Here is a 15,602-nt window from a genome sequence, read left to right as displayed (position 1 = left end):
TCCTTTAATTTAAATATGCTCTACTAACCAATAATAACAGTCCTGTGCATAAAATGGACATCCAAATTGCAAGATGAGTTCCAACAACAAGATTTGAAGGTATCGTAGCAATTAAAACCATTATGGTATTAAATGCAGAACCTGAAATCTGCCGCAACGCATTATTTAGTGTGGTTCCGTGTGAAATTTCATCTGCTTTCAGGTCTTTTAACCCTTCGGTAATAGCAACTGACATAATCATTGAAATTCCAATCATGCGTAACATATAAGCCAGGATTGTTACCCATACGCTTGTCGTTGTTGTCATCATTACTAGAGAGATACTAGCAACTAGTACAATTAGGCTCCCCAAATAGATAGGAAGTCTCGCGCCATGACTGTCATAATATCTTCCGATAATCGGCGATGTAAGTGCACTTGCAATTGCTCCAGGAAGTAAAATAAGACCTGCTGACAAGCTAGACATTCCTCTTGTATCTTCAAAGAAGATAGGTAAGATTGCCTCAGTTCCCATCATTATGCCGAACACCAGCATAGTTACAATTAACATGGTCGTAAAACTATGCTTCTTAAAGACGGACATGTTCAATAATGGTGTTTCTAACTTACCCTGACGATGCACAAAATACCATGTAATCAAGCTTCCGGCAACTAGCATGACCACAGCTAACATAAAATCACTTGAGAACAAGCTAATGCTTGCCAAAACGCTTCCTAAACCAACCATTGAACTTGTGACAGACTTAATGTCTATTACCACTTTTCGAGACTTTGAAAAGTTAGGCAACATAAAAATAGCAATTATCAAAACAATTACTATTATAGGCATGATGACATAAAATAAAGACTTCCATGAGAAAAATTCCAACATCAGTCCTGAAAAGCTTGGACCAACCGCAGGCCCCGCTGAAACTACCAACGATATTAGTCCCATGATGGTTCCCCGTCTATCAGCGGGATATAATGCTATCAGGCTAATTTGAACGTAAGTAATCATAATTCCACCTGCAACTGCTTGCAGCAATCGAGCTAATAATAGCACATAAAAATTACTTGTCATGGGTCCTAATATTGTCCCGACCAAAAAGACGGTAACAACGCCGATAAATACTTGTCGACTAGTATATTTGTCAATTAAATTAGCCGAAATTGGAGTTGCTAATCCAAGCATGAGTACATAGCCCGATGTCAACCATTGAGCAACGTTCAACGAAAGATGAAAATCTTTTGAAATAACTGGTAAAGCCGTTATCATTACAGTCTGATTTAAAAGCATTACAAAGGCTGTAACTAACAGAATTGTTGCTATTAAAGTTCGATTTTTAGTGACCAAAAATATACCTCCATATTTACATTCAAATGAATGTTTTGTATAATACATTCATTCGAATGTAAAATCAAGATTTATTGCTTAAAATCCTAACTTCCTCGATACCTTATACTAAAAAGTAGCTATGTTAAGCACAGTATAAAAAAACATGTAAGGCTTCAGAGCGCCTTACATGTACCAAGATAAATTAATTAGACTTATTTATCGCTAGAATTCTATGAGTCAAGTACAACACCATACTCAGATTTTCCATCACCCTTTTGTTCACCTTCATATCCTAATTCGGTTCCAAGTCCCTTGAGGAACTCTATAATGGATGGATTAAGACCTATTTCATCAAGTGCATCCCGATTAATGCTATATCTGATTGTTTCTTCATGACCACTAATCACTTTATCAATCCATTTAGGTTCGCGTAGATATTCACGTCCAATTGCTACAAAGTCAATTCCCGCGTCCATTATTTTTTCAGCATCTTCAGGTGTTTCAATAGAGCCAACTGAGATCAAGGGTAACCGTCCTTTAACTTGATCCTTAATACGTTGAATCGTATACCGATCATCATCTGGATTATTCAATGACTTACGCCAGGCATTCCCCATTGAAATATGCAGATAGTTCAGTGGCTGGCCAGATAATTTATCGATGAACTTTAGAGTATCGTCTATTCGGATGCCTGGTGACTCAATTTCTTCTGGAGATATCCGATAACCCAGAATAAAGTCATCATTTCCATACTCTTCAATAGCGTCGTGTACAGCTCTAATTATTTCTAATGCAAATGTCATTCTCTTTTCGACGTCGCCACCCCACTTATCTGTTCGTTTATTGGAGTGGGGAGAGAAAAACTGCTGAATCAGGTAAGTATTGGCCCCATAAATTTCAACCCCATCAAAGCCAGCAACAATCGCTCTACGAGTAGCATCGGCGAAGGCCTGAACAATCGCTTCTACCTCATTCGAAGAAAGTTCGCGAGGAGTTTCCATCCCATCTCGAGGAGCTGCAACGGCGCTAGCGCTAACCGGTTGAATCCCCCTAAGGATGGTACTGTCGCTCATTCGGCCAGCATGAAAAATCTGTAGAATTGCTTTCGTGCCACCTTTCTTCATGGCATCTGCTAATTTTGATAAGCCCGGAATATACTTATCATCTGCAACTGAAAGCTCGCCTTCGAACCCTTTTCCATCATTAGTAACATTCGCTACCGGAGAAATAAACATGCCAACACCGCCAGAACGTAAACCAGCATAGAACAGATCGTCGCGAGATACAGAGCCTTCCTCTAGACTTGAAGCAATAGTCATAGGTGGAATAACAACTCGATTCTTGACTTTAACGCCATTTTTAAAAGTATATGGTTGTAAAAACTTGTAGTCACTCATAGTTAGACCTCCAACTTAGTTAGTGAATTAACTTACAAGTGTAGTATAGTTGTCAGAAAAGAAAGTTTTAAGTACTGACTTAATTGTAAGTTACTTACCAGCAAGTTAGTTTTATTGAAGGGAGTTGTGATTTTGGCAATTAAAAAATATCATCTAGGCTGTAATTACGTCTTAAGTATAATTAGTGGAAAGTGGAAGCCTTCAATAATTTGCTCCCTCGGACTAGAAGAAAAAAGATATGGTCAATTAAAAAAATACATCGAAGCCATCTATAGCCACGATGTAACTGATAAGGTGCTATCAGAACAGTTAAATCAATTGGTTCATGATCAAATTGTTCATCGAGATAGTTTTCCAACCATTCCTCCTAAAGTAGTATATTCTCTGACTCCTGAAGGCGCAAAACTTAAAAAAATTTTAGTATCCATGTCGAAATTTGGTGAACAATTAGCTGAATCTTCTGATGACGATATTGAGTTAGATTATTCCGCCCAAGACATGCTAAGAGAAATTCATACAACCAATTAATTGTTATTGTGACAACAGTTCTCGTCTAAAACTAATTAACTATTATTTCTGTCCAGTTCGCGTTATTTCGCTTCCTAATTTGTTATTCCGCAAAGTTATCAATGTTTAAAATTTGGCTCAAATTGATTGTGCGTAAGTTGATAATAAAGAGAAGTACTTATCCATGAAATAGTTAGTCATTTTAAAACAAAACAATCAGTGGCTAATAAGTGTTTTAACGTAAGGATTCTCAAGTGCATTAGCCGTCTTTTCAGCTTCCGCAAATTGAAGTTCGCGACTGACAATGTCTTCGGCGTTGGGCGCATCATAAATATCAAGCTTGTAGTCGATCTCTTTCAAGTTTTCCGCAATGATGCGTTGCTGCTCCAAGATCTTTTCTCGATGGTCGTGAAATAGGCGTTTTCGGTCGTCAATACTTGCTGGGCCAGCCATCACGTCCGCAATGTACTGCCGGATCGCGCTAATTTTCATCCCCGTATTCTTCAAACAACAGATCGTGTGGATGATATTGAGATCGCCATCCGTAAATTCACGATAGCCAGCATCGTTTCGAGCGACAAATGGTAATAACCCTTCCTTATCGTAGTAACGCAGTGTGTAAATGGATAAACCGACCTTCTCTGAAACTTCTTTAATTGTGTACGTCATCAAATAGACCTCGATTTTTTTCATTAGAGTTGCCATAGAGTGCCCTCTAGGGTTTAGGATAGCCATATCATAAACAATCGTTACGTTAAACGCAACTAAAAAGGAGATCTTTATATGACACAACACGTGCTCGTTACTGGTGGGAATGGTTTCTTAGGCCAACACATTATTTTACAGCTCCTCGATCAGGGGTATCAGGTTCGGACAACACTGCGCACTTTGAATAAGCAAGGCCAAGTGATTGCAACGTTGCAGGCGCATGGTGAGAACACAGATCAGCTTGGTTTTGTTCAGGCCGATTTAAGTCAGGATGCTGGATGGTCGGAAGCAATGGCGGGTATCGATTTTGTGTTAAGTGTTGCCTCCCCTGTCTTCATGACGACTCCCGATGATCCAGAAGAAGTCAGTCGAGCAGCTAAAGTCGGCATTTTACGAATCTTAAAGGCTGCTAACCGAGCTAAAGTTAAGCGAGTGGTCATGACGGCTAATTTTGGGGCCGTAGGTTTCAGTAACCATGATATGAACAGCGTGACAACTGAAAAGAACTGGACTGATCCCAGCGAAAAAGGCATTTCTTTATACGAAAAATCAAAGCTGTTAGCTGAAATGGCAGCTTGGGATTATATTAAACAACCAGACGTACATCTAGAATTTGCGACAATTAATCCAGTCGCAATTCTTGGCAAGGCACTGGATAATCACCTGTCTGGCAGTTTCAGCCTAGTTAAGGGCTTGTTGGATGGGTCTACGAAACGCGTCCCGGACTTGCCCCTGAACGTTGTGGATGTTCGCGACGTTGCCGACCTGCATATTCGCGCTATGGTTACGCCAGAAGCTAACGGGGAGCGCTTTATTGCGACGGAAGACGGCCAGATCTCACTACTGGAAATCGCACAGTTGATCAAGGCGAAACGGCCAGAATTAGCCAGTCAGGTTGCCGATAAGAAGTTACCAAGCTGGATCATCACGCTGGGAGCGCCGTTTAATAAGTCTGCCACTGAGGGCAAGCTGATGATGGCCGTTAACCGAAACGTCAGCAACCAAAAAGCACGCGATGTGTTAGGGTGGACGCCGATCAGTGATAATGAGCAGACGATTTTGGATACGGTGGATGCCATAGAGCGTGAAGGAAAACGGTAGGAAGCGAAATGTAAGCCAACTCTGGCGAAAATGCCTGAACTTGGCATTTTTGCCAGAGTTGGCTTACATGCAGTTTTCTGTTTTCCGAAACGCGTTTCGGCCGCGATGCCTAGAAAGACTGAAAAAATTCCGTTGAGGCGAAAGATCACCCCAACGTTTTAATGTCCATAACAAAAACGGCGCCAACTAATTCCCAAATTGGGGGATACAGTTGACGCCGTTTGCGTTTAATAGACCTTCAACCCAAGCTTGTGTTTCATCAACAGAATACGCGCAACCGAAGCATTTAACTGCTTAGTCGAAATCTGTTTCTTAGCAAGTGCATGTTCAACCTTCGGAATGCCTGTTCGATAATCACTGCTGAGAATCACGTCATTGCCAGCTTTGATGGCCGCGACATCACGGTACACATGGTGCTTATTCGCATAAGCTGTAACGGCCCCCATTTGGAGACTGTCGGAAACGATGACGCCCTTAAAGCCAAGGGTCTTTCGAAGAAGGGTAATATCCTTTCTTGAGAGCGATGCCGGCCTCCCCGGATCAATCTTGCTTAAAATGATATGGGTCACCATAATAGAATCCACGCCAGCTTTAATGCCTGCTTTAAATGGCAAAAAATCCTTACTCTCAAAGCTCTTCAAGGAACGATTGACCGCCGCCGCTCCGGTGTGCGTGTCCGCTGCGGCCCCGTATCCCGGAAAATGTTTTAAGGTTGCGGCAACATTGTACTGTTGAATCGCGGGCACAACGTCTTTAATATAGATGGCTGTCTTCGCATAAGATTTGGAAAACGCGCGCGGATAAATAAAGCTGCCGGTTCTTTCAGAAACATCTGCATCAGGGGCATAGTTCCAATTGATGCCAAGGGTATGCAGCGTTTTGGCTTCACTCTTATATTCTTTCAGTACTTGCTTCATACCACCCTTTGCGTATGCTTGTCGTGGGGACAGATACGCACTATGCCCAGAGATTGCGCTATTAGAACTTAACCGAGAAACTGTGCCGCCCTCCTGATCAGTTGCGATGGTGAGCGGAATCTTAGCACTTCTTTGATAGCCTTTCAGTCGGTTCTTAAAACTGCTGCGACTACCGACAAAATTATTCCCCATCAAAATGATGCCACCAAGATCATACTGTTTGATTGCATGTTTGGTCGCACTAGCATCATTCGAGACACCCGTCACAAATAATTGCCCCACTTTTTGCTTCGTGGTCATGTGGGCAACTCTACTGGCAATCTTCTGCTCAGCTGTGGTTTTAGCCATTGCATTCGGCACTGTCGAACCAATTAGAAAAGCCACCTCTGCAATCGTTGCTAGGCAAACATCAACTATCCTTCTACTATTAGAACGTTTAATCATAAAGAAGCCCTTCTTTTACTAATCTATAATTAACGTTTTAATTATATCAAATTGTTAGACAAATCAATCACTAGTTTCAAAAAATCAGCAAACACGTGTCAATACAGGAATAGTGTGTCATTCGCCAGTTTATTTTCTCGTCAGGATATTTTGACTTGTAAAGCGCTTACAAAAAGTGTAAAGTTAACCCCATAATAAATATTTCACTTACTGGAGGTAAGGAGTAATGACAAAGGTTGCAATGGTTACAGGGAGTGCACAGGGAATTGGTGCTGAAGTGAGTCGTCATTTGGCAAAAGACGGTTATGACATTGCGTTAGCTGATCTGCCCGCCCAAGCTGAAAAAGCCAAAACGGTGATTGCTGGCGTCGAGGCAGCCGGTCAAAAGGCGATTTTCGTGCCCGTTGACGTGACTGACCAGCAAGCGGTTGCTGATGCTGTCAACGAAGCTGCTGATAAACTGGGTGGCTTTGACGTTATGGTCAACAATGCCGGGGTTGCAAAAGTGGATAAGCTTGAAGATATCAAACCTGCTGACTTGGAATTCAGTTACAAGATCAACGTGTTTGGTGTTATCTACGGCATCCAAGCTGCTGCCAAGAAGTTCAAGGAACTGGGCGTTGCCGGCCGTATCATCAACGCTTCATCCATTGCGGGCATGCGCGCTTTTCCTGTTTGGGCAACCTACTCCTCAACGAAGGCCGCTGTCATTAGTATTACCCAAGCCGCTGCCTTAGAATTTGCGGCTGACCACATTAACGTCAACGCCTATGCACCAGGTGTTGTTGGCACCACTGGTATGTGGGATGACATTGACAAGAAGATGTCTGAGATCAACGGCAAACCACTGGGTCAAAATAAGAAGGACTATGTCGGTACTATCCCACTAGGCCGGACCGTTGAACCAAATGATATTGCAAACATGGTGTCATTCTTGGCTGGCCCTACTTCTGAATTTATTACGGGGCAAACGTACGCTGTGGATGGTGGCGGTATCCTGTAAACACGCTTCAACCGATAATCAAACTAGCATAAAAAAGCGATGCCATGTGACATCGCTTTTTTTGTGCTAGTTTTCTGTGGTAAACCGGATGTAACTGCGATCATCAAATGAGTTGTTTCCAGCTCGCAATCCCTTGGTGGAGGGGAATTGTTGGTAACACAGCGGATCATTTTGAATCACGTCTGCCAGTCCAACTTCAGTCGTATCCAGATCCTTTTGAATTTGTGGGTACCCATCACTGGCCAGTGCAATTTCCTGAGGGTTATCTTCAAGCTTGACGACCTGAATCAAACTATCTGGAATCGGTGTCCCGTTAAAAATGGCATACCCAAAGTCGGTGCCAGCTTCATTTGCAAAGTTTGTTGCCTTTAGGATCCAAGGCAGAATCTCAGTTCTGCTTGGGTCCTCCCCCGTCATGTAATCTTGTGGTATCGCTTTAGTTGTCTGAAAGTTTGTCGTGAGGATGAGACTGCGCATTTGCGACAAAACAACATCGCTCTTTTTGGGCGTTACAAGCACTTGCCCGTTAACATATGCCTGGCAATCTCCAATAAACCACAGTTCGTTGAAGTGGTTTGAGTAAATCACACTGACGGCTTGAAGCCCCTGACTAACAATGTCATCAGTAAACGTGACGTCCTCATAGAAATCGGCAAACTTCTGGTTAACCCGGGAAATAATTTCCGGTAATGTTGTTTCTTCCGGACATTCGGCTAACACCTGAGCAACAAGTGTTGACGCCCACTTCCCCGTTGTTTTTCGTTGGTAGCTAAAATCTGACTTAGATGTGACTCCGTCAACGATAGCCACGAAGTTATCATTAGCAACAATGGTGTCTTCGCATAACGTATCATTGATTTTACCACGTAGAAACTGTTCGATTATTTTCACGTCATCGCCCTCTTTTGTCAAAAATGGTTCGACTCCAGCATAGTTGATGCGTGACAAAATAACCAGTCGGGTGTTTATGAATTTTGACGATTGTACCGCGCATAGCGAATTTCGCGATAGATGACGATTGCAATTGGCAGGATCATCAGAATTAATGCACTATCTAAAGCCATCCAGTGCAGCCAAAGCGAAACGCCACCTAGGGCAATTGCAACGACACTGAGTCCGTAGAGTACAGGACGCCGTTTAGTCCACCGTGTCCACCGCTCTTCCGGCGTCTTCACATCTGAAATAAATGATTCTAGTCTGAGCAATGCCCCAATGTTAATAAATCCCATCAGAAGCATGATACCGCGGTCATACAGTGCACTGATATTAAACATCAGCGCAATCAAGAACAAAACATCAATTACCAGCAATAGTGTCGTAACAGGACTCAATCGCTTTAAAACGTCTTCTTTTTTTAAATAAGCTTTCATATCATTATCCTCCTTGATAAGGGTATCCAGTGAAATCCCGTAGTAGTCGCTTAATGCGACCAGACTATCGATATCGGGATAACTATGCCCCGTTTCCCAACTGGATATCGTTTGCCGTGAAACACTCAGTGTCTCTGCAACGGTCTGCTGTGTTAATTGTTTTTCTGTGCGTGCACGCTTTAATTGTTCGCCAACTTGCATGATTAAAATCTGCCTTTCCCCATATGGATGAGCTTAATATACTCCCTAGGATACCATTTACCTAGCCAAGATTCTAAGCATGCCGGTATATCAACGTTTGGAAGCATTATTTTCAACTTCAAGTCCTCAAAATAAACTTGGAATCGGCGCCTTATCGGTCATTGCAACCGTTTGCATTAAATGCTACGATGAACCATGAAAGGTCCACCAACTCACAAATCTAATGTAAAAGCGAGACGATTATGATGACGCAACCATTACCCAACTATGATCAGGACGGTCAAACAATAACTCTGTCCTTCCTTGACCAAAAATTACAACTCACTATTATTACCCAGGAAATAATTCGCGTTTTTGAATTCCGTGGCGATAAGTCTTCGTCCTATGCGATTGAAGGTGAAAAGCAACAGCCAACTGACTTCACGTTTAACACAGTGAATAATCAGTACATTCTCAAAACAGCAGCACTAACGCTAAAAATTGATACTGCCGGCCATTTAGACGCCTACGATGCCCATGACAACCCGCTCGTTCTCGATTATCGCGGCGACCGTCACCTGCTTGATAAAGGTATCGATAAGGTCCATCAAAAATTGGTTGAAGCTGAAGGACATAACGTTACTGACGCAACTGCAACGAGCAATACTGCCTATTACGAAGTTGTTAAAACGCTAAATGCTGATGAACAGTTTTACGGTTTAGGCGATAAGACCGGCTATCTGAACAAACGCGGATTCGAATACGATAACTGGAATACGGACAATCCCGAACCACACCTGGAGAACTTTACCCGACTCTATAAGTCCATTCCAATCCTTTATGGATTAAACGCAGGACATCCGTTTGGCCTGTTCTTTGACAACCCCTACCGCAGCCATTTCGACCTTGGCAAGGAAGATCCTAACTACTACTTCTACTCTGCAGTCGATGGCAATTTAGACTACTACATCATTGGCGGTCACTCGTTGAAACAAGTTGTCACCAATTACACCTACCTCACTGGACGCGTCCCGTTACCACAGAAATGGACACTTGGGTATCAGCAATCGCGCTGGGGCTATAGTGAATCCGAAGCTGAAGTTCAAGAGCTGGCCGATAATTTTGAAAAATACGACCTTCCCTGTGACGCCATACACTTCGATGTCGACTACATGGAAGGCTACCGGGTATTTACCTGGGATCAGGCAAAATACCCCTCAGGACCGCAGAATTTCGTTGCTAGCTTGCGGAAACGAGGCATTAAGGTCGTTCCAATTATCGATCCCGGCGTAAAAAAGGATCCTGGCTACACCATATACGATGACGGTATCAAACATAACTACTTCGTTAAAACACCTGAAGGCGACGTCTACGTGAATAAAGTCTGGCCCGGCGATGCCGTTTTCCCCGACTTTGGTCGTCAAGCTGTCCGTGACTGGTGGGCGAATAATCAGCACTTCTTAGTTAAACTAGGTGCAGCCGGTGTCTGGAACGATATGAACGAACCGGCGTCGTTTGCCGGTGAAATTCCTGAAGATGTTGTGTTTAGCGACCATGATGAACCGTCAACGCACAAGAAGATGCATAACGTTTATGGTCATAACATGGATCAAGCAACCTATACTGGGTTAAAACAACTGCAGGGCAAACGACCGTACGTCATTACCCGGGCTGCTTATGCCGGAACACAAAAGTACGCTACCGTTTGGACCGGCGACAACCACAGTATCTGGCCGCACCTGCAGCTCATGATCCCGCAGCTTTGCAATTTAGGGCTTAGCGGCTTCTCGTTTGCTGGTACAGACATCGGCGGCTTTGGGTCTGACGCCCAGCCAGAACTATTGACCCGCTGGATCGAAGCCGCCATTTTCAGCCCACTATTGCGGAACCATAGTGCAATGGGAACGCGCCATCAAGAGCCTTGGATCTTCGGGGAACCGACCCTGTCAATTTATCGGAAATATTTGCAATTACGTTACCATTTCATTCCGTATCTGTACGATTTGTTCGCTCAGGAAGCGCAAAATGGGTTGCCAATCATGCGGCCACTAGTGCTCGAGTACCCAAATGACGCCAAAGTGCGAAATCTAGACGATGAATACATGGTCGGTGACAGCGTCTTAGTTGCCCCAATTGTTGAAAAGGCTAAGGATAAGCGGCTGGTCTACCTGCCTGCCGGTAACTGGATCAACTTTTGGAACAATCGTGAATACGCCGGAAACCAGGAGATCGTGGCTGATGCACCGTTGGACACACTTCCCCTGTTCATTAAGAAGAATACGTTATTACCTTGGGGAAAAGTCGTTACCCATATCAGCGACGCATCCGATACAGAAATGACGTTTAACCTATTTGGCGATTCTGGGACATACACCCACTATCAAGATAACGGGACTGACTTTAAGTACCAGGATGGTGAATTTAACCAGTATGCTGTTTCGGTGACGGATGGTGTGCCTGCTGTGACGCTAGTGCATCATGGGTTTAATGCTGTTTATCAACATGTTTATGTTGCGTTGGCTGACCGCGTTGTTGCGTTTTCTTTTGATGGCAATGACGGTTATGTTGTTGCGTGATTTTGGATAGCAAAAGGCGCCGATGCTCTTGAATAGAGTATCGGCGCCTTTTACTATTTTTTTGGCTACTAATTTCTCTTTTTACTTATTTCTCTTTTACATAGCCGAAACGTGCTCCATGGGGCAAGGGGCGGCCATGTAAGGGACTCTGGCAAAAAATCCAGGCCCAGGATTTTCTGCCAGAGTCCCTTACATTCTGCCCCTTAACCGCCCCATTCCGCACTCTAACAGTTATTTAGCAGAATTCACAGTAGCTTCTTGCTTGGAAGCATCCTTACGACGCATTTCCATTTCAATTTCTTCAAGCGTCTTCCCACGGGTTTCTGGCACCATGTAGATGACAAAGAAGATTGAAACGATTGAGAAGAAACCGAAGACGGCGAATGGGCCACCAACGTTGTTATGGAACATGCTCAACAATACCAAGAAGAATTGAGAAACGATAAAGTTCCCGATCCAGTTAGCAGCTGACCCGATTGAGTTCCCGATCCCACGAACGTTCAATGGGAAGATTTCACCAATCATTAACCAGCAAATTGGACCCCATGAAACGGCGAAACCGAAGATGTAAAAGGCAATCAGAATCATGGTTGGAACGGCCGCTGCTTTAACACTTAACGTGAAGTTCAAAACAGCTAAGATCCGATTGAAATCGTCATAACGATCGATCCAAATAACAGGATGGTCCGACGATTGAACTTGTCCATGATCTGGTAAGCCAACAACGTGCAGACGAAGTTCACGATCCCGATCCCAACAGAGATCCAGATGGCGCTGCCCTCAGCAAAGCCGAATCCTTTAATGAACACTTGTGGCAAGAAGTAAATGACAGAGTTAATCCCAACTAATTGTTGCAGAAGCATTAAACCAATCGCAACAATAACGGCTGGACGGGCAAACGTGAAGAGTTCATGAATCCCACCCTTTGGCTGGTTAGCAACTTTTTGAATGTCAGACAATTCCTTGTCTGGATCTTCATCGGTGTTTTTACGCAGATCGTGCAACACGTCGCGTGCTTCATCGATCTGACCCTTTTCAACTAAGTAACGTGGTGATTCAGGCAAGATCAACGACCCGATAAAGAGTAAGGCGGCAGGAATCAAAGCTGACCCGAGCATCCAACGCCAATCACGGATGCCTAACAGGTTATGACCCAAGAAGCCTAAGTTTGAAACGTAAGCTAACAGAATCCCTAACGTAATCATCAGTTGGAACATTGTCCCAAGGGAACCACGGTGCGGCGCATCAGCTAATTCTGCAAGGTATGCGGGTGTTAAAGCTGAAGCGGACCCAACGGCGAAACCCAAGATGATCCGGGCGGTAATCATTGAAATGAATCCAACAGATACCATTGATAGACCTGAACCAATCAAGAACAGAATAGAAGATAATAACAATAACCGTTTCCGACCAAAGCGATCGGATAAGGACCCAATCGATAGGGCCCCAATTGAAGATCCAATCAACACTGACGAGGTAATGAACCCCGTTTGCTCAATGTTCAAATGGAAGTTGCTTTCGATAAGCGAAGACGCCCCAGAAATAATACCAGTATCAAACCCAAATAACAGGCCGCCTAGAGCACCGAAAACAAAAATGAAAAATGTGCTTAAGTGTCTAGCTCGCATAAAAATCTCTCCTAACCAAAAGTAAATGATAGCTTTCAACGTTTCCAATTGTAATCCCTTACATGTAATTTGCAAGCGATTTCATTTACTAAATTAGCTAAAAGGCAGAAATGTTGGTTTTGGGATACCTAATAATTTTTGCTTATAAAAAGTGTGCTATTTCACAATATCGTAAATCGTTTTAAATTTTATAGTGCCAAACTCCGGCATGCCAGTAATACATTAACCATTCACAAAGTATAGCTTAGGTTTAGGCGGACACCATTTCCGCCATGATTAAAAATAAAATTTATGTATCCGCTTTCATAATTTGAAAATAATTTGTCAATAATTATTAAAACGTCCATCAATGATTATGGATTGTCACTACTTTGTAACATAATTAATTGGTCCATACCTCAATCTTTTTTGAATTATTTTTCAGCTTAATGCACACTTGTTCAATAAATTGGTCCCAATCAACACATTCTGCGCATAGTGGTGTCTACAACGTGGACGACAATGAAGATAATTCTAATACTGGCCTGATTTTAATGTTTAACACTATACTTATCCGGACACCTCGACGGACGTCAAAAAACGAGGATCGTTTACCCTGCCAATCTTTGCGCTACTAATAAAACCTTATTTCAAAAAGGAGTACTGTTTACAGTTTCTGAACAGTACCCCTTTTTATTCTAAAAAAGTTCGTTTTTCCTTTCGCCTGACTTGTGACACAGAAGCTTATCTGATAATATGTAAGAATTGTCAAAAACAAATACTAAATGTGACGTTTAAAAAACACCAAAAAGTGAGGTATATCATTGCTAACTGTAAATAATGTGTCCATGACCTTTTCCGACCATAAATTGTACGATGACGTTAACTTAAAATTCACGCCAGGCAACTGTTATGGCATTATCGGTGCCAATGGTGCCGGTAAATCAACCTTTCTGCATATTTTAGAGGGGCAATTGACGCCCACCACTGGGACCGTTTCAATGGGGCCTAATGAGCGGATGAGCAGTCTCAAACAAGACCATTTTGCCTTTGATGATCAAACTGTCATGAACACCGTATTGCAGGGACATGAACACCTCTACGAAGTGATGACAGAAAAGGATGCGCTCTACGCGAAACCCGATTTCTCAGATGCAGACGGGATTAAAGCCGCCGAACTGGAAGGCGAATTTGCCGAGATGGACGGTTGGAACGCTGAAAGCGATGCCAGCCAGCTGTTGCAATCCATGGGTATTCTTGAAGATCGACACCAAAGTTTGATGAAGGATCTCTCCGAAAACGACAAGATCAAGGTCTTATTAGCCCAGGCGCTATTTGGCAAGCCTGACGTTTTACTGTTAGACGAACCAACAAACGGGTTGGATCCGCTGACCATTAACTGGCTGGAAAATTTCCTAGCTGATTACGATAACACCGTCTTAGTCGTTTCCCATGACCGTCATTTCTTGAACGCCGTCTGCACGCACATGTGTGACGTTGATTTCGGTAAGATCGAACTCTTCGTCGGCAACTACGACTTCTGGCTGCAGTCTTCTCAATTGGCTCTAAAGTTGAAGTCACAAGCAAACGCGAAAAAAGAAGAACAGATCAAGCAACTGCAAGAATTTATCGCACGATTCTCTGCGAACGCTTCAAAGTCCAAGCAGGCCACTTCTCGAAAGAAACAACTCGACAAGATCACGCTGGATGATATTAAGCCAAGTTCACGGAAATACCCGTTCATTAAATTCACACCAGAACGCGAATTAGGAAACGACTTCGTGCGCGTTGAAAATATCAGTAAAACAATCGACGGCGTACAGGTCCTATCCAACGTCAGTTTCATCCTGCGTCCCGGTGATAAAGCGGCGATTATTTCACGCTCGGACGTTGCAACCAGCACGCTCATGCAGATCATTGCTGGTACCATGGCACCCGACACCGGTACTGTGACTTGGGGTGTCACGACTGAACGTGCATCAATGCCTAAGGATCTGAATCCCGAATTCAGCGACGAAAGCCTCAACATTTTAGAATGGCTGCGACAGTATGCCAGCAAGGAAGAAAGTGACAACACCTTCTTACGCGGTTTCTTAGGGCAAATGCTGTTCCGTGGCGATGATGTTTTGAAGCAGGTCACGGTCCTTTCTGGGGGCGAAAAAGTCCGCAGTTACCTCTCTAAACTTATGTTAACTAAGGCGAACGTCCTATTACTGGATGACCCGACTAACCATTTGGATCTTGAAAGTATCACCAGTCTAAACGACGCGCTGATCGGTTTTCCAGGCTCAATGGTCTTCACCAGTCATGACCACCAGTTTATTGAAACGATTGCTAACCACATTATTGAAGTGGGACCAAAGGGCGTTGTCGATAAGGCTGACACGACCTACGATGATTTTATTAACCATGAAGTTGCCCAAAAACAGGTTGAAGCGATTTACTAATCGTTTGACTATGCTAAAAAAGAAAAAGGA

Annotated in this window: 11 protein-coding genes and 1 pseudogene; 5 read left to right on the top strand and 7 right to left on the bottom strand. The window is 43.3% G+C overall.

Features of this window, described 5'->3' with window-relative positions; translation table 11 throughout:
- Positions 1 to 4 precede the first annotated feature (4 nt).
- Together AYR61_RS04240 and AYR61_RS04235 are read right to left on the bottom strand one after the other, a co-directional pair.
- Positions 5 to 1,333 (bottom strand): MFS transporter, encoded by a 1,329-nt coding sequence (locus tag AYR61_RS04240; RefSeq protein ID WP_225356514.1) that lies wholly within the window; start codon positions 1,331 to 1,333, stop codon positions 5 to 7.
- A 212-nt stretch (positions 1,334 to 1,545) separates the two neighbouring features.
- Positions 1,546 to 2,712: an NADH-dependent flavin oxidoreductase gene (locus AYR61_RS04235; RefSeq protein ID WP_065901829.1), complete on the bottom strand. Its 1,167-nt coding sequence runs from the start codon at positions 2,710 to 2,712 to the stop codon at positions 1,546 to 1,548.
- Positions 2,713 to 2,844: 132 nt separating this feature from the next.
- Between AYR61_RS04235 and AYR61_RS04230 the strand changes: the two genes are divergently transcribed.
- On the top strand, positions 2,845 to 3,240 hold the full coding sequence (locus AYR61_RS04230; RefSeq protein WP_056986982.1) for a winged helix-turn-helix transcriptional regulator: 396 nt from the start codon (positions 2,845 to 2,847) through the stop codon (positions 3,238 to 3,240).
- A gap of 195 nt (positions 3,241 to 3,435) precedes the next feature.
- Here AYR61_RS04230 and AYR61_RS04225 read toward each other — a convergent pair whose 3' ends face one another.
- Complete coding sequence (locus tag AYR61_RS04225; protein WP_065903779.1) at positions 3,436 to 3,888, bottom strand: MerR family transcriptional regulator; 453 nt, start codon at positions 3,886 to 3,888, stop codon at positions 3,436 to 3,438.
- A gap of 114 nt (positions 3,889 to 4,002) precedes the next feature.
- Here AYR61_RS04225 and AYR61_RS04220 point away from each other — a divergent pair, with 114 nt between their 5' ends.
- Positions 4,003 to 5,028 carry an SDR family oxidoreductase gene (locus AYR61_RS04220; protein WP_065901827.1) on the top strand — a complete coding sequence of 342 codons (1,026 nt, stop codon included), beginning with the start codon at positions 4,003 to 4,005 and terminating at the stop codon, positions 5,026 to 5,028.
- Positions 5,029 to 5,255: 227 nt separating this feature from the next.
- Here the strand turns inward: AYR61_RS04220 and AYR61_RS04215 are convergent, their stop codons facing one another.
- Positions 5,256 to 6,389 carry a glycoside hydrolase family 3 N-terminal domain-containing protein gene (locus AYR61_RS04215; protein ID WP_056986984.1) on the bottom strand — a complete coding sequence of 378 codons (1,134 nt, stop codon included), beginning with the start codon at positions 6,387 to 6,389 and terminating at the stop codon, positions 5,256 to 5,258.
- 226 nt (positions 6,390 to 6,615) lie between these two features.
- Here AYR61_RS04215 and AYR61_RS04210 point away from each other — a divergent pair, with 226 nt between their 5' ends.
- On the top strand, positions 6,616 to 7,392 hold the full coding sequence (locus tag AYR61_RS04210) for an acetoin reductase (RefSeq protein ID WP_054708393.1): 777 nt from the start codon (positions 6,616 to 6,618) through the stop codon (positions 7,390 to 7,392).
- A gap of 66 nt (positions 7,393 to 7,458) precedes the next feature.
- Here the strand turns inward: AYR61_RS04210 and AYR61_RS04205 are convergent, their stop codons facing one another.
- A complete protein-coding gene (locus AYR61_RS04205; protein ID WP_191982277.1) occupies positions 7,459 to 8,340 on the bottom strand; it encodes a hypothetical protein in 882 nt (293 codons plus the stop codon).
- A gap of 17 nt (positions 8,341 to 8,357) precedes the next feature.
- Complete coding sequence (locus AYR61_RS04200; protein ID WP_065901825.1) at positions 8,358 to 8,963, bottom strand: helix-turn-helix domain-containing protein; 606 nt, start codon at positions 8,961 to 8,963, stop codon at positions 8,358 to 8,360.
- Between the two features lie 245 nt (positions 8,964 to 9,208).
- Here AYR61_RS04200 and AYR61_RS04195 point away from each other — a divergent pair, with 245 nt between their 5' ends.
- Entirely contained in the window at positions 9,209 to 11,518 is a 2,310-nt protein-coding gene (locus tag AYR61_RS04195) for a glycoside hydrolase family 31 protein (RefSeq protein ID WP_056987024.1), read from the top strand.
- Positions 11,519 to 11,749: 231 nt separating this feature from the next.
- Here AYR61_RS04195 and AYR61_RS04190 read toward each other — a convergent pair.
- Positions 11,750 to 13,146 (bottom strand): annotated as a pseudogene (locus tag AYR61_RS04190) (sugar porter family MFS transporter).
- An 803-nt stretch (positions 13,147 to 13,949) separates the two neighbouring features.
- Here AYR61_RS04190 and AYR61_RS04185 point away from each other — a divergent pair.
- Entirely contained in the window at positions 13,950 to 15,572 is a 1,623-nt protein-coding gene (locus AYR61_RS04185; protein WP_056986986.1) for an ABC-F family ATP-binding cassette domain-containing protein, read from the top strand.
- The last annotated feature ends 30 nt before the right edge of the window (positions 15,573 to 15,602 follow it).

This window comes from Secundilactobacillus paracollinoides, assembly GCF_001702155.1.
Taxonomy (GTDB): domain Bacteria; phylum Bacillota; class Bacilli; order Lactobacillales; family Lactobacillaceae; genus Secundilactobacillus; species Secundilactobacillus paracollinoides.
Note: the sequence above shows the minus strand (reverse complement) of the source record. Positions and strands in the feature narration are given on the sequence as shown.

Bases quoted from the DNA above. Each gene is read 5' to 3' on its own strand.
- AYR61_RS04235 (WP_065901829.1), bottom strand. From the start codon at position 2,712: ATGAGTGACTACAAGTTTTTACAACCATATACTTTTAAAAATGGCGTT.
- AYR61_RS04225 (WP_065903779.1), bottom strand. From the start codon at position 3,888: ATGACGTACACAATTAAAGAAGTTTCAGAGAAGGTCGGTTTATCCATT.
- AYR61_RS04220 (WP_065901827.1), top strand. From the start codon at position 4,003: ATGACACAACACGTGCTCGTTACTGGTGGGAATGGTTTCTTAGGCCAA.
- AYR61_RS04215 (WP_056986984.1), bottom strand. From the start codon at position 6,389: ATGATTAAACGTTCTAATAGTAGAAGGATAGTTGATGTTTGCCTAGCA.
- AYR61_RS04210 (WP_054708393.1), top strand. From the start codon at position 6,616: ATGACAAAGGTTGCAATGGTTACAGGGAGTGCACAGGGAATTGGTGCT.
- AYR61_RS04200 (WP_065901825.1), bottom strand. From the start codon at position 8,963: ATGCAAGTTGGCGAACAATTAAAGCGTGCACGCACAGAAAAACAATTA.
- AYR61_RS04195 (WP_056987024.1), top strand. From the start codon at position 9,209: ATGACGCAACCATTACCCAACTATGATCAGGACGGTCAAACAATAACT.